At 72.6% G+C, this 19,477-nt stretch carries 16 protein-coding genes; 13 read left to right on the top strand and 3 right to left on the bottom strand.

Annotated features, from left to right (window positions below; translation table 11 throughout):
* Position 1: 1 nt before the first annotated feature.
* The 9 genes from murG (at position 2) to FLV34_RS01470 (ending at position 9,725) form a co-directional block, all read left to right on the top strand.
* Positions 2-1,081: an undecaprenyldiphospho-muramoylpentapeptide beta-N-acetylglucosaminyltransferase gene (murG, locus tag FLV34_RS01510; protein ID WP_142645018.1), complete on the top strand. Its 1,080-nt coding sequence runs from the start codon at positions 2-4 to the stop codon at positions 1,079-1,081.
* Positions 1,078-2,502 (top strand): UDP-N-acetylmuramate--L-alanine ligase, encoded by a 1,425-nt coding sequence (murC, locus tag FLV34_RS01505; RefSeq protein ID WP_147942189.1) that lies wholly within the window; start codon positions 1,078-1,080, stop codon positions 2,500-2,502. Before murG ends, murC begins: the two co-directional genes overlap by 4 nt.
* Positions 2,503-2,533: 31 nt before the next feature.
* Positions 2,534-3,205: a cell division protein FtsQ/DivIB gene (locus FLV34_RS01500; RefSeq protein WP_142645020.1), complete on the top strand. Its 672-nt coding sequence runs from the start codon at positions 2,534-2,536 to the stop codon at positions 3,203-3,205.
* Positions 3,206-3,452: 247 nt separating this feature from the next.
* Complete coding sequence (gene ftsZ, locus FLV34_RS01495) at positions 3,453-4,889, top strand: cell division protein FtsZ (RefSeq protein WP_142645021.1); 1,437 nt, start codon at positions 3,453-3,455, stop codon at positions 4,887-4,889.
* A 33-nt stretch (positions 4,890-4,922) separates the two neighbouring features.
* Positions 4,923-5,636, top strand: coding sequence for a YggS family pyridoxal phosphate-dependent enzyme (locus tag FLV34_RS01490; protein WP_142645022.1), 714 nt, complete (start codon positions 4,923-4,925; stop codon positions 5,634-5,636).
* A 134-nt stretch (positions 5,637-5,770) separates the two neighbouring features.
* Entirely contained in the window at positions 5,771-6,298 is a 528-nt protein-coding gene (locus FLV34_RS01485; protein ID WP_142645023.1) for a cell division protein SepF, read from the top strand.
* 83 nt (positions 6,299-6,381) lie between these two features.
* Positions 6,382-6,669 (top strand): YggT family protein, encoded by a 288-nt coding sequence (locus FLV34_RS01480; RefSeq protein WP_030509057.1) that lies wholly within the window; start codon positions 6,382-6,384, stop codon positions 6,667-6,669.
* 49 nt (positions 6,670-6,718) lie between these two features.
* Positions 6,719-7,582, top strand: a complete 864-nt coding sequence (locus FLV34_RS01475) for a DivIVA domain-containing protein (protein ID WP_142645024.1) — start codon at positions 6,719-6,721, stop codon at positions 7,580-7,582.
* A gap of 46 nt (positions 7,583-7,628) precedes the next feature.
* Positions 7,629-9,725 carry a hypothetical protein gene (locus tag FLV34_RS01470; protein ID WP_147942188.1) on the top strand — a complete coding sequence of 699 codons (2,097 nt, stop codon included), beginning with the start codon at positions 7,629-7,631 and terminating at the stop codon, positions 9,723-9,725.
* A 254-nt stretch (positions 9,726-9,979) separates the two neighbouring features.
* On the opposite strand, the gene FLV34_RS01465 is transcribed toward FLV34_RS01470, so the two are convergent.
* Positions 9,980-10,342 carry a helix-turn-helix transcriptional regulator gene (locus FLV34_RS01465; RefSeq protein WP_142645026.1) on the bottom strand — a complete coding sequence of 121 codons (363 nt, stop codon included), beginning with the start codon at positions 10,340-10,342 and terminating at the stop codon, positions 9,980-9,982.
* A gap of 97 nt (positions 10,343-10,439) precedes the next feature.
* On the opposite strand from FLV34_RS01465, the gene FLV34_RS01460 reads away from it, so the two are divergent.
* On the top strand, positions 10,440-11,687 hold the full coding sequence (locus FLV34_RS01460; protein WP_147942187.1) for an MFS transporter: 1,248 nt from the start codon (positions 10,440-10,442) through the stop codon (positions 11,685-11,687).
* Positions 11,688-11,769: 82 nt separating this feature from the next.
* Here the strand turns inward: FLV34_RS01460 and ileS are convergent, their stop codons facing one another.
* A complete protein-coding gene (gene ileS / locus FLV34_RS01455) occupies positions 11,770-14,928 on the bottom strand; it encodes an isoleucine--tRNA ligase (protein WP_142645028.1) in 3,159 nt (1,052 codons plus the stop codon).
* A gap of 697 nt (positions 14,929-15,625) precedes the next feature.
* Here ileS and FLV34_RS01445 point away from each other — a divergent pair.
* Genes FLV34_RS01445 through FLV34_RS01435 form a run of 3 tightly spaced genes read left to right on the top strand, consistent with a single transcriptional unit; the run spans position 15,626 to position 17,551 of the window.
* Positions 15,626-16,018 carry a TraR/DksA C4-type zinc finger protein gene (locus FLV34_RS01445; protein WP_142645030.1) on the top strand — a complete coding sequence of 131 codons (393 nt, stop codon included), beginning with the start codon at positions 15,626-15,628 and terminating at the stop codon, positions 16,016-16,018.
* Between the two features lie 53 nt (positions 16,019-16,071).
* On the top strand, positions 16,072-16,629 hold the full coding sequence (gene lspA / locus FLV34_RS01440; RefSeq protein WP_312845711.1) for a signal peptidase II: 558 nt from the start codon (positions 16,072-16,074) through the stop codon (positions 16,627-16,629).
* Complete coding sequence (locus FLV34_RS01435) at positions 16,622-17,551, top strand: RluA family pseudouridine synthase (protein WP_142645032.1); 930 nt, start codon at positions 16,622-16,624, stop codon at positions 17,549-17,551. The genes lspA and FLV34_RS01435 overlap by 8 nt, the downstream gene beginning before the upstream one ends.
* A 213-nt stretch (positions 17,552-17,764) precedes the next feature.
* Here FLV34_RS01435 and FLV34_RS01430 read toward each other — a convergent pair whose 3' ends face one another.
* Positions 17,765-19,396 carry a serine/threonine-protein kinase gene (locus tag FLV34_RS01430; RefSeq protein WP_187280514.1) on the bottom strand — a complete coding sequence of 544 codons (1,632 nt, stop codon included), beginning with the start codon at positions 19,394-19,396 and terminating at the stop codon, positions 17,765-17,767.
* Positions 19,397-19,477: the final 81 nt, after the last annotated feature.

Genomic DNA, 19,477 nt, shown 5'->3' with positions numbered 1-19,477 from the left:
CATGAGGGTGGTCCTCGCCGGCGGCGGGACGGCCGGCCATATCGAGCCGGCGCTCGCGCTGGCCGACGCGCTTCGCCGGCTCGACCCGAGGATCGGCATCACCTGCCTCGGCACCGAGCGCGGCCTGGAGACTCGCCTGGTGCCCGCCCGGGGCTACGAGCTCGAACTCGTGCCCGCCGTGCCGCTGCCCCGCTCGCTCAGCCCCCAGCTCCTGACCGTGCCCGGCCGCCTCGCGGGGGCCATCGGCAGCGCCGCGGGCATCCTCGACAAGGTCGGCGCGGACGTCCTGGTCGGCTTCGGCGGATACGTCGCCACGCCCGGCTATCTCGGCGCCCGGCGGCGCGGCGTGCCGATCGTGGTCCACGAGGCCAACCCCCGGCCCGGCCTGGCCAACCGGCTCGGCGCCCGCGTCACCGAGCACGTCTTCACCGGCCACCCGGACGCCGTGCTCCCGAACGCCGAATACATCGGCATCCCGCTGCGCCGTGAGATCAGCACGATGGACCGCCTGTCGATGGGCGACAAGGCGCGGTCGTACTTCGGGCTGGAGTCCGACCGGGTGACGCTGCTCGTGTTCGGCGGCTCCCAGGGCGCCCGCTCGATCAACCAGGCGGCGCTGGAGGCCGCGCCCTACCTACGGGCTGCGGGCGTCCAGGTGCTGCACGTGATCGGGCCCAAGAACACCGTCGAGGTGGAGCCCCCGCCCGGCGACCCGCAGTACGTCATCCTGCCGTACGTCGACCGGATGGACCTCGCCTACGCCGCCGCCGACCTCGTGCTGTCCCGCGCCGGCGCCATGACCTGCGCCGAGCTCACCGCCGTGGGGCTGCCCGCGGCGTACGTGCCGCTGCCGCACGGCAACGGCGAGCAGCGCCTCAACGCCGAGCCCATCGTGCGGGCCGGGGGCGGCCTGATGGTCGACGACGCGGACCTGTCGGCGGCCTGGATCGTCCAGACGCTGCTGCCGATCCTGAACGACCCCGAGCGCGTGGTCGCGATGTCCGAGGCCGCATCGCGGATGGGCCGCAAGGACGCCGACATGGCGCTCGCCCGCAAGGTGCTGGAGATCGCTCACCGATGAGTCTCGTCAAGCTCGTGGATCCCGTCCCCGCGGCCGACCTTGGGCGGGTGCACTTCATCGGCATCGGCGGCGCCGGAATGTCCGGCATCGCCCGGATCCTGCTCAAGCGAGGCGTGCCGGTGTCGGGCAGCGACGCGCGGCCCTCCGAGCTGCTGGCCGAGCTGCGCGAGCTGGGCGCCGTCATCCACGTCGGCCACGCCGCCTCCCACATCAAGGAGGTGGACACGGTCGTGGTGTCCACCGCCATCCGCGACTCCAACCCCGAGCTGGGGGAGGCGCTGCGGCAGAACCTGCGGGTGATCCCGCGCGCCGCCGCGCTGGCCTCGGTGATGGCCGGCCGCACCGGCATCGCCGTCGCCGGCACGCACGGCAAGACCACGACCACCTCGATGCTGACCGTGGCGCTGCAGAAGTGCGGCGAGGACCCGTCCTACTGCGTCGGCGGGCAGCTCGTGACGACCGGGCTCGGCGCCGACGACGGTGCGGGCGAGGTGTTCGTCGCGGAGGCCGACGAGAGCGACGGCTCGTTCCTCATGCTCGCGCCGGGCGTCGCCGTGGTCACCAACGTCGAGGCCGACCACCTCGACACCTACGGCGACCCCCAGGCCGTCCACGACAGCTTCGCCCGCTTCGTCGAGCGCATCGGGTCGCTGCTCGTGGTGTGCGCCGACGATCCGGGCGCCGCCGCACTCGTGCCCATCGCCCGTGAGCGCGGCCTCACCGTCGTCACGTACGGCGAGAGCGCCGGCGCCGACCTGCGCACGACCGACGTGGTGCCGCGCGGCCTCGGCGTGGAGTTCGGCGTGGAGCTCGGCCCCGCCGTTCCCGGCGGGCCGGGACGCGGTGAGGTGCGCCTGGCCGTGCCGGGCCGGCACAACGCGCTCAACGCCACCGCGGTGATCGCCGTGGCGCTCCACCTCGGCCTGCGCTTCGACGACGTCAAGGAGGGCCTGGCCGCCTTCACCGGGGCCAAGCGGCGGTTCGAATCCAAGGGCGAGGCCGCGGGCGTGACGGTCTTCGACAGCTACGCCCATCACCCGACCGAGCTGACCGCCGACCTGCGCGCCGCCCGCGACGTCGTGACCGGCGACGGCCGCGTCATCGCGGTCTTCCAGCCGCACCTCTACTCGCGCACCCGGTTCTTCGCCGACGAGTTCGGCGCGGCGCTCGGCCTCGCCGACGAGGTGATCGTGCTCGACGTGTACGGCGCGCGCGAGGACCCCGAGCCCGGGGTCTCCGGCGCGCTGGTCGCGGGGAAGGTGCCGCTTCCCGCCGAACGGGTCGTCTACGCGCCCGATCGGCGGGCCGTGCCTGAGCTCGTCGCCGGCCGGGCCCGTCCCGGCGACATCGTCCTGACGATGGGCGCGGGAGACGTGACGGAGCTCGGCCCGAAGATCGTCGCGGAGCTGTCCGCCCGGTGATGCGCGCCGTGATCCGGAGCGTGGGGGACCGGTGAGGCGGGCCGTCCGGCGTTCGGCGCTCGCCATCCTGCTGGCCGGCGGGGTGGTGGGCGTCGCCACGTGGGTCGTGTTCTTCTCGCCCGTCCTCGGCGTGCGCGAGGTCGAGATCACCGGCAACAACCGGATCCCCGCCGAGCAGGTGCGGCAGGTCGTCGGAGTGCGCACCGGAACGCCGCTCGCCACCGTCGACATCGCCGGGGTCGAACAGCGGGTGCGCGCCATGCGCGAGGTCGAGTCGGCCACGGTCGAGCGCGGCTGGCCCGGGACGCTGCACATCAGCGTGGTCGAGCGCGTTCCCGCCGCAGCGGTGCCCATGGGCGTGACGACCGCGATCGTCGACCGCTATGGCGTCGTCCTGCAGGAGGTGGCCGTGGCCCCGCCCCGGCTGCCGGTGCTGCGCGTCCAGCGGGCCGCCGTGGACGACCCCGCCACCAGGGCCGGGCTCACCGTGCTCCGGGCGCTGCCGGAGAGCGTCCTGCAGCGCCTGCGGGAGCTGCGCGTCCCCTCGCCCCGGTCGATCACGCTCAAGCTCACCGACGGCCGTACGGTCGTGTGGGGAGACGCGGAGCGCTCGGCACAGAAGGGACGTGTCCTGCTCGCCGCCCTCGCCAAGCCGGGAACCAGCTACGATGTCAGCTCGCCGCAGGTGGTGACGGTCAAGTGAGATTTCTCACGGGCCGGGAAAACGTGGTCCGGGCCCGCCGGAGAGCGGGGCTTCGTGCGAAAAGGACAGCGCGCGACACGCCGGACGGCCTTGCGGCGCGGTTAGTTGACCCTGGGGGACGCGCAACCCTACTGTCCGTATCAATCCTCAGGTTGACATAACTCTAAATCTCAACTTGAGGGTGAGAGTTCAGAAGACGGCGGGCCCTGCCCGCATGAAACGCAAACGAGCGGAAAGGCCCCTCGTCGTGGCAGCACCGCAGAACTACCTCGCGGTCATCAAGGTCGTCGGCATCGGCGGCGGCGGAGTGAACGCCGTCAACCGGATGATCGAGGAGGGACTCAAGGGCGTCGAGTTCATCGCCATAAACACTGACGCCCAGGCGCTGCTGATGAGTGACGCCGACGTGAAGCTCGACGTGGGCCGCGAGCTCACGCGGGGTCTCGGCGCGGGCGCCAACCCCGAGGTGGGCCGCAAGGCCGCCGAGGACCACCGGGAGGAGATCGAGGAGGTCCTCAAGGGCGCCGACATGGTCTTCGTGACCGCGGGCGAGGGCGGCGGCACCGGCACCGGCGGCGCGCCGGTCGTGGCCAGCATCGCCCGCTCCCTCGGCGCGCTGACGATCGGCGTGGTCACCCGGCCCTTCAGCTTCGAGGGCAAGCGCCGGGCCATGCAGGCCGAGGCCGGCATCGAGACTCTCCGCGAGGAGGTCGACACGCTGATCGTCATTCCGAACGACCGGCTGCTGTCGATCTCCGACCGCCAGGTGAGCGTGCTCGACGCGTTCAAGGCCGCCGACCAGGTGCTGCTGTCCGGTGTGCAGGGCATCACCGACCTCATCACCACGCCCGGTCTGATCAACCTGGACTTCGCCGACGTGAAGTCGGTCATGTCCGGCGCGGGCTCGGCCCTCATGGGCATCGGCCACGCCCGGGGCGACGACCGGTCGGTCGCCGCCGCCGAGATGGCGGTCTCCAGCCCGCTGCTGGAGGCGAGCATCGACGGCGCCCACGGCGTGCTGCTGTCCATCGCGGGCGGCTCCGACCTGGGCCTGTTCGAGATCAACGAGGCGGCCCAGCTCGTCAGCAACGCCGCCGCGCCCGACGCCAACATCATCTTCGGCACGGTCATCGACGACGCGCTCGGCGACGAGGTGCGGGTGACGGTCATCGCGGCCGGGTTCGACGAGCCCGCGCCGGCCAAGCCGGTGGCCGCGCCGTTGTCGCGGCCCCAGCAGGCGGCCCGTCCCGCGACGCCCCCGCCCGCCCCGGCCAAGCCGGAGCCGCGCGTGGAGCCCGCACCGCCCGTGCGTCCGGTGAGCAGCGTGGCGCAGCCCGCGCCCGCGCAGCCCGCGACTCCGCCGGTGACCCAGCTTCCGGTGAACTCGCTTCCGGCCACTCCGGTGCCGCCGCCGGCCCAGCCCGCGAGCCAGCCGGTCCAGCAGGCGACGTCGCAGCCGGCGTCCGCGCCGCAGGCCCAGCAGGCCGAGGGGTCCACGGCGTTCCCGCGTGAGACGGCCGACGGCGGTCGCGACCAGGGCGCCACCGGACCGCTGTCGATCCCGCGCCCGGCTCCCGAGCCGCCGACCCCGATCACCTCCAGGACCGCGCAGCCGGGCCCCCGGCGTCCGGTGGTGTTCGAGGAGCAGGAGGAGGACCTCGACGTGCCGGACTTCCTCAAGTGACCCTGGACGTCCGTACGGCCGGGGACGCGGTCCGTGGGTGACCGGCGCGAGGAACTGGCCGCGGCCCTGGCCGAGGTGGAGCGGCGGATCGAGGACGCCTGTCGGGCCGCGGGCCGGTCGAGGTCGGAGATCACCCTGATCGCGGTGACGAAGACCTACCCGGCCTCCGACGTGCGGCTGCTCGCCGAGCTCGGCGTGTCGCACATCGGCGAGAACCGAGACCAGGAGGCGGCGGCCAAGGCGGCCGAGTGCGCCGGTCTCGGCCTCACGTGGCACTTCATCGGCCAGTTACAGACCAACAAGGTCCGCTCGGTCGTCTCCTACGCCGACATGGTCCACTCGGTGGACCGCCCCCGGCTGGTGGACGCGCTCGGCCGCGAGGCCGTACGCGCGGGGCGCGAGGTCGACTGCCTCATCCAGGTCGCCCTCGACGCCGCTCCGGGCGAGGGCGGGGCCGGACGGGGCGGCGCGGCACCGCAGGAGGTGCCGGCGCTCGCCGGGCTCGTGGCGAAGACGGAGGGGCTTCGCCTGCGAGGGGTCATGGCGGTCGCCCCGCTGGGGGAGGACCCGTCGGCCGCGTTCGCGCGGCTGCGGGCCGTCGCCGAGCGGGTCCGCGAGGAACACCCCACGGCCGACGTCATATCGGCCGGAATGAGCGGAGACATCCCCCAAGCTGTGGCGAACGGCGCGACACACCTTCGAGTCGGTACGGCGTTGCTCGGCCGCAGAAAGCCCTTCGTCAGGTAATGTCCCCCAAGTGGACCATGGTGTCCGCGCACAGGTAGAGGTCGATCAGCGGTGAGCTCCAAGGGGGGTACGGCTACCGCCCTGGCCTTCCAAAGGGACCTTGAAGGCACCAGTAACGCGGAGGACGACGAGCGATGGCCGGCGCGATGCGCAAGATGGCGGTCTACCTCGGTCTCGTGGAGGACGACCGCTACGAAGACAGGTACGCGGCAGAATACGGCACAGACGAGGACTATGGCGACGAGGAGTACGAGTCGCCGCGGCGCGGCTTCGCCGGGCCCTCGGGCGCGCACTCCGGGCCCCTGGAGCGCGAGGACGACGCCGAGACGGCCGTCCCCGCCCCGCGTCCTCCCACGACCGTGCTGGAGCGCCGTACGACCGATCTGGCGCGTATCACCACCCTGCATCCCCGCACGTACAACGAGGCGCGCACGATCGGCGAGCACTTCCGTGAGGGCACGCCGGTCATCATGAATCTGACAGAGATGGTCGACAGCGACGCAAAACGCCTTGTCGATTTCGCGGCAGGTCTCGTCTTTGGCCTACACGGCAGCATCGAACGTGTTACCAACAAGGTGTTCCTGTTGTCCCCCGCCAACGTTGAGGTGACCGCCGAGGACAAGGCCAGAATCGCGGAACGCGGCTTCTTCAACCAGAGCTAGAGTTCCATACATGAACAGTGACCGGCTGAGCGGTGCCCGTGCGGCCCGAGGGCGGCTGGACCGAGGGGAGGCGGGGCTCGACCGTGGGGATCATTAGCGAGATCTTGGTCATCGCCCTGACCCTCTTCCTGGTTCTGCTGATCGGCAGAATGATCATAGATACGGTGCAGGCGTTCGCCCGCGCCTGGCGGCCCACAGGGGTCGTCCTGGTGCTGGCGGAGGTCGTTTACACAGTGACCGACCCACCTCTCAAGTTCCTCCGCCGTTTCATTCCGCCCCTCAGGTTGGGTACGGTGGCCTTTGACCTGAGCTTCACAGTGCTGTTCATTGTGGTTTTGGTCTTGATCCAAGTCGTGAACGCGCTTCGTTGATCGGGTACCGTCCGACCGGACAGACTCCAAGCGCGCCAAGGAGACCCAAATGCCGTTGACGCCCGCTGATGTGCGGAACAAGCAGTTCAGTACCACCCGGCTGAGGCCGGGGTACGACGAGGAGGAGGTCGACGCTTTCCTCGACGAGGTCGAGGCCGAGCTGGACCGCCTCATCCAGGAGAACGAGGAACTCCGCGCGAAGCTGGCCGAGTGCCTCAGGGGCAAGGTGCCCGGAGGCATGGGCATGCCCGGCTCCATGCAGATGGCTCCCGCTCCCGTGGCCGAGCCGAAGCCCGAGATGATGGCGCCCCAGCCGGAGCCGATCAAGCCTCCGGAGCCGGCCCGCCCCGAGCCGGTGCCCGTCGGCATGGGCCTGCCGCCCGCCGAGGACAACATGGACACCGCGGCCCGCGTGCTCGCCCTCGCCCAGCAGACGGCCGACCAGGCGATCGCCGACGCCCGTCGCGAGGCGGACGAGACCGTGACCCGCGCCCGTCGCGAGGCCGACGACATCCTCGGCAAGGCCCGCCGCCAGGCCGAGCAGATCATCGGTGACGCCCGCGCCCGCGCCGAGACGCTGGAGCGCGACGCCCAGGAGCGGCACCGCCAGGCCATGGGCACCCTCGTGCAGACCCGCGACGAGCTGGAGCGCAAGGTCGAGGAGCTGCGCAGCTTCGAGCGTGAGTACCGCAGCCGTCTCAAGCTGTACCTGGAGAACCAGCTCGCCGAGCTCAACGTGGCCGGTGAGGGCAGCGGAGGCTTCCCGATCGTGGGCGCCGCCCCGGCCATGGCCCACGCCGTCGCCCCCGCTCCCCAGCAGATGGGTGCGGCCCCCAACCCGTTCGGCCAGGAGCCCTCACAGCACTCCGGCGCCTTCCCCGGACCCGACGGCCCCCACAACGACCGCCGGTAAGCAGTGGCGGGGCCCCACCGGGACCCGATAGCTCGGAGAACCCCCCGTGATCCTCATCAGTGCCGCCCTGGTCCTCGCCGCAATCGTCCTGCTCATCGCAGGCGTCGTGCTGGGGACGCCCCCTCTCGTGATGTGGTCGATCGTCGTCAGCGTGCTGTCGGCGGTCTGCCTGCTGATCGGGGCACTGCTGAGGCGCCACGAGCTGTTCCCTGCCGGTGGGCGTGCCGCCGAGGGAACCGCTCCCACCCCCCAGGGTTCGTCCGTGCCCCAGCTCGCGCACGTCGGTGCCGTGAGCGGGGCGTACGGCGGAGCCCTCGCCGGGGCACCGGCGCATCCGGTGGCCGCGCCCATGCTGGCGGCCCCGCCGGTCACGCATCACGGGGCACTGCCCCCGCAGACCTTCCCGTCCCCGCCCCCGCAGCGGACGGGACCGATCACGCGGCCGCCGGCCGGTTCCGGCCGGGGCCTCGCCCCCGACGCGATCGTCATCGTGATCCCCGGGCGCAAGCGCTTCCATCTGGCCACCTGCCGCCAGCTCGCCGGGCGTGAGACCGAGGAGCTGACGCACGAGGAGGCCCGCGAGGAGGGCTTCACGCCCTGCACCACCTGCCTCCCCGAGGTCTCCACCCGTACGGCGGAGCCGGAGGAGGCCCCATCCCGCGGCGGCACAGCCCGCGGTGACGCGGCCCGCGACGAGAGCCTGCGCGCGGAAGCCGCTCCCACGACCACCACGCCTTCGGCCGGGACCTCCGGCACGACCGGCAGGACCCCGTCCCGTCCCACGTCCGCTGATCGTGAGCCGCCTGTCGCGCGGTTCCCTCAGCCCGGCGTCCCGGGGCCGCGCCTGCCCGAGTCGCCCGGACCAGAGTCCTCCGGCCCCGGCACATCCGTTGCCGGCGCGGCGGGTGCCGCGGCCGTTCCCCCCGCGTCCGGCTCTTCCGCAGCCGCCCCTTCCACAGAGGGATCGTCTGCGCCGTCCGACGACGAAGCGCGCGAAGAGCCCCGTGAGACGGCGGGTAAGCCGTCCGGGAAGACCGCCGGCGGCGAGACCGCCGAGCAGGCCGACACGGCGGCCGACACGACTTCCGAGGCCGGCGCCGCGACCACGGGCGGCACGCACACGCCCGTGGACTGGTTCGGCCGGCGCGCGGCGCAGGAGCCCGGTGCCGAGACGACGCCGCAGCGGCCCGCCGCCTCCGCCCCGCAGTCCCCGTCTTCGCAGTCCTCGCCTTCCGCCTCGCCTTCTGCCTCGTCTTCGGGATCGTCGTCCGGTTCCTCCGCGTCGTCCCGGCCTTCTGCCACGTCATGGTCCGCACCGGCCTGGTCTCCGCCGGCGACGGGATCGGCATCGGGCCGGTCGGACGCCGAGACGGACGAGTCGCTCACCGACACCGCGGTGCACGGCTGGTTCAAGCCCGGCATGTTCTCCCAGCCGTGGGACCCCGCGCGGTCCAAGGCCGCAGGGGAGGCGACGGAGGACACCTCGTCGCCGGAGGGCGGCGAGTCCGGCGCACCCGCCGCCAAGGGCAAGGCCAAGGGCGCGGCCTCGCCGCGGCAGGCCGCCTCCTCCCGGGCGGACGACGAGCAGGCCCGTGACGACCAGAACGACTCCGGGACCGCGGACGCCGACACGGCGTCCCGTCCGGAGGACGCCCCCACGCCCGCGGGCGCGGGGGCCCGGAAGCCGGTGGAGCCGGCAGAGACCCCCGGATCCGGGCGCGCCGGATCCGCGGCCTCGGCCGGCTCCACCTCCGGCTCGGCGCCCGCCGCCGGGAGCACCGCTGAGAAGAGCAGCGGGAAGGCCGACGCCTCCAACGAGGAGGACGGCGCAGGCGACGGCGATCGCGCCGCCGCTACGGCCCGCCCAGGAAGGGCGGCCACGTCCCGTCCCGGCGGCACGGATACGGACCTTGAGGACCGTGGCGGGTCCGGCGACGAGACCGGTGAGGATCGCGCGGCCGACGCGGCGGAGCCGTCCGCGGACGGGGACGTGCCGGTGCGGGTCATGATCGGCACACGGCGCTACCACAAGGGCGAGTGCCCCCTGATCAGCGGGATGGGCGACTCGGGCGTCGAGACCATGACGCGGGCCGAGGCAGACGAGGCCGGCCTCACCCCCTGCTCGGTCTGCCAGAACGACTGAGAGCGCGGGGCATCGTCCCACGGTCGCGCGATTGGGACAGGACCGGCTGATCCGCGAGCCCGGCGAGGCAGCGAGACCTGCCGCACGGTGTGACACGTCCACCTCGCGAGCACGTCCGAAGGAACCTGCGGCATCCCGCACCGAACGCGATCACTTCTGCGACGAGAACGTCGGGAGGGTCCCGGCGAGCGGCTTGTCTGTTCACCCCGCTGCCGACGGCGCGACCGGGGCGCTTGGGCGTGGGCGCGAGGCCGTCAGGGATGCCAGGCGGCGACGAGGTCGAGGAGGCCGGGGAAGCGCTCCTGCAGGTCGTCGACGCGGACCTGGCTGCGGCGTTCGAGGCCGTACTGCCGCTGACGGGTGACGCCGGCCTCGCGCAGGACGCGGAAGTGGTGGGTGAGGGAGGACTTGGGCCGGTCGATCCCGAACCAGCCGCAGGGATGGTCGAACTCCTCGGCCTCCAGCAGGAGTTTGCGCACGATGGTCAGCCGCAGCGGATCGGCGAGTGCGGCGAGCACGTGTTCCAGCCGAATGTCTTCACGCGCGGGTTCGGGCAAGGGCGGGGGCGCGTCGGCACGCGGGGGATAGACCTTGAACGCTGTGGAGGCTGCGGGCATCGCGGCTCCTTCCTGCCGCTAGGAGCCAGTACGAATTTTCTCGTACTGCATGCTAACTTCGAAAAAGATCGTACTGCCCGCGGAGACGGAGCCTCTCATGTCGCATGTCCGCATCGTCCCTGCCACCGCCACCCATGGGACCGCGCCCCCGCCGCGGCCCCGGCCGGCGCCGACCTGGTGGGTCTGGCTGGCCGCATGGCCGGTCACGGCGGTGTTCGTGCTGTCCAACGCGGCCACGCCGCTGTATGTGCTGTGGCAGCGGGAGATCGGGTTCTCCAAGGGGACCTTGACGGTCGTCTTCGCGCTCTACATCGTCGGATTGCTGGTCTCCCTGCTGGTCAGCGGTGTCGCATCGGACCGGCTGGGCCGTAAGGCGGTCCTGCTGCCGGCCCTGGCGCTGGCCTTGATCGCCTGCCTGGTCTTCGCCCCGGCCACGTCGGTGGCCGCTTTGGCCGTCGCCCGCGTGTGCACCGGCATCGCGGTGGGCGCCGTGGTCAGCGCCGGGATGGCCGCCGTGACGGATGTGGCCGGGGCGCACCGCAAGCGCCTCGCGGCGCTGCTTGCCTCCTGCGCCATGGTCTTCGGTGCGGGCCTGGGCCCGCTGCTGGCCGGCGTCTTCGCGGAGACTCTGCCGGGGCCCACGGTCACCGTGTTCGTGGTGGAGGCCGCCCTGCTGCTGACCGCCGCCGTCACCGTGCTGCGGATGCCGCTGGGCCGCCCCGCCCGGGTGATCTCCGGCCGGTGGATTCGAGTGCCCTCGGTTCCTGCCGAGGGGCGCCTGCCGCTCCTGCTGGGCATCGCCACCTTCGGCCCGGGGATCACCGCGACCTCGTTCGTGCTGTCGCTTGGCCCCTCGCTGCTCGCGGGCCTGCTGCATTCCAGTAGCCGCGTCCTCGCCGGCGTCACCGCGTTCGTGATGTTCGCCGCGGCGACGGGCACGCAGTTCGCCGTCCAGCGCGTCTCACGCCGCACGGTGCTGACGGCCGCCGCGGTGTGCACCGTGGCCGCCATGGCGGCGTTGGCGGGAGCCATGCGGGCGGGCTCGGTCGTGCTGCTGGTGGCCGCCGCGCTGCTGGCCGGAGCCGGCCAGGGCATGGGCCAGCTGGCCGGGCTGTCGCTGCTGAATGCCGCCGTTCCGGCCACCCGGCTGGCCGAGGCGAACGCCGCGCTCAATGTGGGAGGGTACGTACCCGCCGGTCTCCTGCCGGTCGCCGCGGGGTATCTCAGCGACGCGGCGGGCCTCACCACCGGCTCGACGATCTTCGCCGCCGTGCTGGCCGCCCTCGCCCTCGCGGGCGGGGTGGTCGTCATGGCGACCCGCCGCCGCATTGTCGAGCCCGGCTGAGCGGAGCCGCCGGGGCACCCCCGGCCGCCGTACATGCACGATGGGGGCCGGTCGGCGTGACCGGCCCCCATCGGCGTCGGGATCAGGCTTTGCGGAGGCGGAAGGACAGGCCGAGGTCGGCGTCCTCGTGCACCGGCAGGTCCTCGTCCGGGGTGCCCTCGGTGATGCTCGCCGCCAGCACCTCCTCGGCGACGGCGTCGCCGCTCTCGCGCAGCGCCTCGGCCGGCTCGCCCTTGGCCGACCACCACAGGTGGATGCGGTCGGTGATGGACAGGCCGGTGGACTTGCGGGCCTCCTGGACGAGCCGGATCACGTCGCGGACCAGGCCGGCCCGGCGCAGCTCGTCGGTGATCGCCAGGTCGAGCGCCACGGTCTCGCCGGTGCCGGTGTCCACCGCGCCGGTCTCCACGGCCCAGCCGGACTTCGGCTGCTCGGTGACGATCACATCGTCCGTGCCCAGCTCCACCGTGCCCAGCTCACCGGCGTCGACCGTCGCGGACCCGCCCGAGCGCAGGGCGCGGGCCAGCTCCGCCGGGTCGGCGCTCGACACCGCCGCGGCGACGAGCTTGGTCTGCGAGCCGAACCGCTTGCCGAGGCTGCGGAAGTTGGGCTTGACCGTGAACGTCACCAGGTCGGCGGAGAAGCCCGACAGGTCCTCAAGCCGCTGGACGTTGAGCTCGTCGGCGATCAGGTCGCGCAGCTCGCCGGGGAGCGCGGCCCAGCCGGGAGCGCCGACCAGGGCACGGCCGAGCGGCTGGCGGGTCTTGACCGACGACGAGGCACGCGCCGAGCGGCCCAGCTCAACGAGCCGGCGCACCAGCGCCATCCGCTCCGACAGCTCGGGGTCGAGCAGCGCGGTGTTCACCTCGGGCCAGGTGGCCAGGTGCACCGAGGCCGGGGCGTCCGGCTCGCGCAGCACGTCCCACAGATAGTCGGTGAGGAACGGCACGAGCGGGGCCATGAGCCGGGTGACGGTCTCCAGGCACTCGTAGAGCGTCGCGAAGGCCGACGCCTCACCGGACCAGAAGCGGCGGCGCGAGCGGCGGACGTACCAGTTGGACAGGTCGTCCAGGAACTCGGTGAGCCGGCGCCCGGCCCGGGCGGTGTCGAACTCCTCCATCGACGCGGTGACCTCGGCCACCGTGCGGTGCAGCTCCGCCAGCGCCCACCGGTCGATCAGCGGCCGGTCCGCGTACGCCGGGGCCTCGGCCGCCCGGGCCGGGGACCACGACTCGGCGTTGGCGTACAGCGTGAAGAACGACGCGGTGTTCCAGTAGGTCAGCAGGACCTTGCGGACGATCTCCTCCAGCGCCGCGTGGCCGATCCTGCGCGGAGCCCAGGGGGACCCGGAGGTGGCCATGTACCAGCGCAGGGGGTCGGCGCCGTGCTGGTTCATCAGCGGCATCGGCTGCAGGACGTTGCCGAGGTGCTTGCTCATCTTGCGGCCGTCCTCGGCGAGGATCAGGCCGAGGCAGAGCACGTTCTCGTACGACGACCGGCCGAACACCAGCGTGCCGACGGTCATCATCGAGTAGAACCAGCCGCGGGTCTGGTCGATCGCCTCGCAGATGAACTGGCCGGGGTAGGAGCTCTCGAAGACCTCCTTGTTGACCAGCGGCGCGCCCCACTGGGCGAACGGCATGGCGCCGGAGTCGTACCAGACGTCGATCACGTCGGGCACGCGCCGGGCCTCCGCCTGACACGACGGGCACGGGAAGGTCACGTCGTCGACGTACGGGCGGTGCGGGTCGAGGCCGGTCAGGTCCTGGCCCGCCAGCTCGCCCAGCTCCTTGAGGGAGCCGACGCAGGTGACGTGGTCCTCGTTCTCCGAGCAGACCCACAGCGGCAGCGGGGTGCCCCAGTAGCGCGACCGCGACAGCGCCCAGTCGACGTTGTTGCGCAGCCACTCGCCATAGCGGCCGTGCTTGATCGTCTCGGGGAACCAGTTGGTGCGCTCGTTCTCGGCGAGGAGCTGGTCCTTGATCGCGGTGGTCCTGATGTACCAGGACGGCAGCGCGTAGTAGAGCAGCGGAGTGTGGCAGCGCCAGCAGTGCGGGTAGCTGTGCTCGAAGTGCTCGCCGCGGAACAGCAGGCCGCGCTCGCGCAGGTTCTCGGTCAGCGGCTCGTCGGCGTCCTTGAAGAACTTGCCGCCCACGAACGGCACGTCCGGCAGGAAGCGGCCGTCCGGGCCGATCGGGTTGACCACCGGCAGGCCGTAGCGCCTGCAGACGGCCATGTCGTCGGCGCCGAAGGCGGGAGCCTGGTGGACCAGGCCGGTGCCGTCCTCGACCGTGACGTACGTGCCGAGCACGACGTAGTGGGCGCCCTCGATGTCGACCAGGTCGAAGGGCCGCTGGTAGGCGGTGTGCTCCAGCTCGGAGCCCTGGTAGGTGGCCAGCACCTCGGCGTCCTCGCCGAGGACCCGCCGCAGCAGCGGCTCGGCCACGACCAGCACCTCGTCGCCGCGCCGGGCCGCGACGTACGTCACGTCGGGGTGCACGGCGACCGCGGTGTTGGACACCAGGGTCCAAGGGGTGGTGGTCCAGATCAGCAGCGAGGCGCCCATCTCGGCCAGCGGGCCGGACAGGACGGGCATCCGCACGTACACCGACGGGCTGGAGACGGTCTCGTAGCCGCCGGGCTGGCCGAGCTCGTGGTCGGACAGGCCGGTGCCGCAGCGCGGGCAGTACGGAGTGATCCGGTGGTCGCGGAACAGCAGGCCCTTGTCCCAGACGACCTTGAGCGACCACCAGACGGCCTCGACATACTGGGGGTCCATCGTGCGGTAGGCCTGGGACATGTCGACCCAGTAGCCCATCCGCTCGGTCATCTCCTCGAACGCGTCCACGTGCCGCAGCACCGACTCGCGGCAGCGCGCGTTGAACTCGGCGATGCCGTAGGACTCGATCTCGGGCTTGCCGGACAGGCCGAGTTCCTTCTCGACGGCGACCTCGACGGGCAGGCCGTGGCAGTCCCAGCCGGCCTTGCGGGGCACGTGGTAGCCGCGCATCGACTTGTAGCGGGGGAAGACGTCCTTGAAGACGCGGGCCTCGACGTGGTGGACGCCGGGCATGCCGTTGGCGGTCGGCGGGCCCTCGTAGAACACCCAGGTGGGGCCTCCGGCGTTCTGCTCCAGCGAGCGCTCGAAGACCTTCCCGTCCCGCCAGCGTTCGAGGACCTCGTGCTCGAGGGCCGGCAGGTCGACCTGCGCGGGAAGTGAGCGGAAATAGTGGGAAGACATCGTCGGGCGGGACCTCCACGCGGTGGCTGTGACAGCGCTGCTGACATGGCGTGAAGGGACGAAGCCGGGAACGGCTCCGCGGTACCACCCTTCTTGACGACCGGCCTGGCCGGGCGCCCTCTCGTTTTCCTCTCCGCTGCCGGTTCTACTCGGCCGGGACGGCCTTTCTTCCGGCGGCTCCGGGGTGATCTTCCCTGCGCGGCCCGCCCCGGGCTCACACCGTCCCCGGGTCGCTGTGCGGGCGGATGCGGAGGTACTCGTCCCCATCAACACCTTGCAGACTACGACGATAACGCAACGCGGGCGGAAGGGCTTCCCGATATACGCGCGACGTTAGGGGTGAGACCCGGCCCGTCCCGGGAATAGGGAGGAACACGCGCAGGCCTCGCGATTGTTGTGGGGATGTGCGGGCGGGCCCCGGCGGCCGTCGGGAGGACGACCGGTGGTGGTCCGCGGGCCTTCGCCTCGGGATCCGGGGCATGGTCTCGATGACACCGTCCGCGACAAACTGATCGAAACAGAGCGTGACGAGGAGGAGCTGGCCGAATGCCCCGTCCCGGTACGGGTGGGGTAAAAGCCTCGGCGAGTCCGTTGCCGATTCGTTATCGACGACTTATTCTGCCCGGACCGGCTCGAATCGCACCCGCTCGACGGGTGCCCTGAGCCCGACGGGTTCTGGGCGAAGGGGAGGCCCGCAATGACGCGCTCGGCGAGAACCGCCATCAGTGACGACGTCTGGTCCGACGAGGAACTCGCGGAGGTCGGCGAGCGGCTGCGGCACGAGATCGAGGAACTGCGCACCGACATCGCCCGGGCGGAGGAGCAGCTCGCGTCCGGCGACGTGAGCCAGGGCGCGGGGGACGATCCGGCGGACGCCGGGGCCAAGACCTATGAGCGTGAGCGCGAGATCGCCCTTACCCTGAATGCGCGCGACCTGCTCGCGCAGAACGAGCGGGCGATCGCCCGCGTCGAGGCAGGGACTTACGGAGAGTGCGAATCGTGCCACAAGCCGATCGGCAAGGAGCGTCTTCGGGCATTCCCGAGGGCGACGCTGTGCGTAGCGTGCAAGCAGCGGGAGGAGCGCCGCTGAGCGATCCACCGGCGCGGCCCGACCGCGCGCGGAAGATCGCTCTCCTCGTTGTCGTGGCCGCGGTCGTGTACGTGCTCGACCAGGTCAGCAAGTTCCTCGTCGTGGAGTTCCTGGAGCACGAGGAGCCTCTCACCGTCGTGCCCGGCGCGCTGGTGCTGACCGTGATCCGCAACGCCGGCGCCGCCTTCAGCATCGGCACCGGCATGACGATCGTGTTCACGGTGATCGCGCTGGCCGTCGTCGTCGCGATCGTGCGTACGGCTCGGAAGCTGCACAGCCTGCCCTGGGCGATCACGCTGGGCCTGCTGCTGGGTGGCGCCGTCGGCAACCTGACCGACCGCATCTTCCGGTGGCCGGCCCCGTTCCAGGGGCATGTGGTCGACTTCATCCAGGTGTTCCCGGTCACCCGCTTTCCGGTGTTCAACCTCGCCGACTCGGGCATCGTGTGCGGCGGCGTGCTCGCCGTGTTCCTCGCCTGGCGCGGCTACCAGATCGACGGCACCCGGCAGACCGACAAGCCGGAGCCGGTCGAGGACCGCGGGCAGAGCCACGCGGAGAGCGAGGCGGACACGCAGGCCGCCGAGCCGGCGAGGGAGCGGACCGATGGGTGACCAGCGCAGCCTGCCCGTGCCGGACGGCCTGGAGGGCGAGCGCCTCGACGCCGCCCTGGCCCGTCTCTTCGGCTTCTCCCGCACCCGCGCGGCCGAGCTGATCGCGTCGGGGGACGTGCTGGTCGACGGCGCCGTCCCGGCGAAGTCCGACCGTGTCCATGCCGGGGCCTGGCTGGACGTCACGATCCCGCCGCCGCCCGCCGCGCCGATGCCCGTGGCCGAGCCGGTGCCGGGCATGGCGATCCTCTACGAGGACGACGACATCGTCGTGGTGAGCAAGCCGATCGGCGTGGCGGCGCACCCGACCGTCGGCTGGACCGGCCCCACCGTGATCGGCGGCCTGCTCGGCGGCGGCCACCGGGTGTCCACGAGCGGCGCGGCCGAGCGCCAGGGCATCGTGCACCGGCTCGACGCCAACACCACCGGCGTCATGGTCGTCGCCAAGAGCGAGCGGGCCTACTCGCACCTCAAGCGGGCGTTCAAGGAACGCACGGTCGACAAGCGCTACCACGCGCTCGTCCAGGGGCACATGGACCCGCTGCGGGGCACCGTCGACGCCCCGATCGACCGGCATCCGGCGGGCGACGGGCGCTTCGCGGTGGTGGCCGGAGGCAAGGACTCGGTCACGCACTACGACACGATCGAGGCGTTCCGGGCGGCGTCGCTGCTCGACATCAAGCTGGAGACCGGCAGGACCCACCAGATCCGGGTCCACATGTCCGCGCTCAGGCACCCGTGCGTGGGCGACCTGCTGTACGGCGCCGACCCCACCCTCGCCGCCCGCCTCGGCGTGGGCCGGCAGTGGCTGCACGCGGTCTCGCTGTCGTTCGAGCACCCCGCGACGGGCGAGTGGATGACCTTCACCAGCGACTACCCCGCCGACCTCGCCCACGCCCTGGAGATCCTCTCCGACGAGGGCTGAACCCCGGCTCCGCCGGCTCCAGAGGCTTTTGGGGGCGGGCGGGCCGCCCGGCCCGGCGAGCGGGGCGGTTGTCCGGCTCCGGGGCCTGTCGGGGCGGGGAACGCCGGGGCGCCGGGTTCCACGTGTCCATGGTCTTCGCTCCGGCTCCGCGAGCGCCGTGATCTCCGGGGGACGCGCCAGGATGCCGGGTGGACCGTTGGCGGCGCGGCCGGGTCAGGCCGCCCAGCCGGTCTCCGGCTGGGTGTAGCCGTCGGGGATGTCACCGAGGTCGCCGAGATCAGTGGTGTCGTCCGTGGTGGGCCCCCGGCCCTCGTCTTTTCCCTGGCCTCCACCTTTTCCCTGGCCTCCACCTGCGCCCTGGGACGGCTTGGCGCTGCCGCCGCCGTTCCCGGGCTTGCCCGCGGGCCCATTGCCGCTCTGCTTCGCGGGGCCGTTGCGCTTCGCCGGGGGAGACCCCTTGGGCCTGCCCCCGCCCTTGGACGCGGCCCCACCTTCATGCTTTCCCCCGCCGTGCCTTCCGGCGGGCCCGCCGCGATCCTCCGTACGGTGCCCGCCCGCGGCGCCGGGGTTCCCCACCGGCCGGGTGGCCGCCTTCTCCGCCCCGCGGCTCTCGGCCCGCCTGCCGGCCTCGGCGGTCCCGGGCTCGGCGGTCCCGGGCTCGGCGGTCCCGGGCTGGGCGGTCCCGGGCGGGGCGGTCCTGGTCGCGTAGACCGTCACCGTGGGCGTGCTCACCACGGCGGTCCCCCTCGGGTCGGCCGGAACCCTGGCGGTGGCGAACGCGACCGCGCCCGCCGCCAGCCCGACGAGCGCGACGAGTGCCCCGGAGCCCGCCGCCAGCGCCCACGGCCTGCGGCGTCCGCGCACCGGTGCGGGCACCGGGACCGGCGTCGGGGTGCCCTCGCCGAAGGGCACCGGCGTGGGGGTGGAGGCGGGGGCCGAAGGCGTGGGGTCGAAGCCGGGCATCAGCCGGGCGAGCCGGGGCGGCTGCCGCGGGCGCGGCACGACCGGGTCGGTCGCCCGGCCGGGGGCCACGGCGTACAGATGCTGGGCGGCGTAGTCCGCGGTCATCCTGCGGGCCGGGTCCTTGACCAGCAGGCCCTCGATCACCGGTGCCAGCGGCCCGGCGTTGTGGAGCGGGCCCGCCTCCTCGTACATGACCGCGGCGAGCGTCGCCAGCGCGTGCCCCCGGTGGAACGGCGAGCGCCCCTCGACGGCCATGAACAGCGTCACTCCGAGCGACCACAGGTCCGAGGCCCGCTGCGCCTGCCGTCCCGCCGCCCGCTCGGGTGCGATGAACGCCGGGGTGCCGATCAGCATGCCGGTGCGGGTGACCGGCGAGTCGTCCTCCATCGCGGCGATGCCGAAGTCCGTCAGCACGACCCGGCCGTCGTCGGCGAGCAGCACGTTGTCGGGTTTGACGTCCCGGTGCAGCACGCCGTTCGCGTGGGCGACGCGCAGCGCGGCCAGCACCCGCGACCCGATCTCCGCCACCCGCCGTGGCGGCAGCGGGCCCTCCTCCCGGATGACCGATCCCAGCGTCCGGGACGGGATCAGTTCGAGGACGATCCAGGGACAGCCGTTCTCCTCGAATGCGTCGTACACCGCGGCCACGCCCGGATGGCTCAACCGCCCGGCGGCCCTGGCCTCGCGGAAGGTCCTGATGGTGAAGACCTCCCGCTCCGCGCCGGTGAGCCCGGCCGACGCGAGCAGCTCCTTGACGGCGACCTCACGTTCGAGCACCTGGTCGACGGCGCGCCACACGGTGCCCATGCCGCCCCGCCCCAGCGGCTCGATCAGGCGATAGCGTCCTGCCACGACACGTTCGGAGGTCTGCGCTTCAGCCATGGTTGTCGCGCTACCCGCCTTGGGCGGACGCATGCGACATCATTGCCTGCCCGGGCGAAATCCCCTCGACCTGCGGATCGT

Origin of the sequence: Microbispora sp. CSR-4, assembly GCF_008033685.1 — a bacterium.
Classification (GTDB): domain Bacteria; phylum Actinomycetota; class Actinomycetes; order Streptosporangiales; family Streptosporangiaceae; genus Microbispora.
Note: the sequence above shows the minus strand (reverse complement) of the source record. Positions and strands in the feature narration are given on the sequence as shown.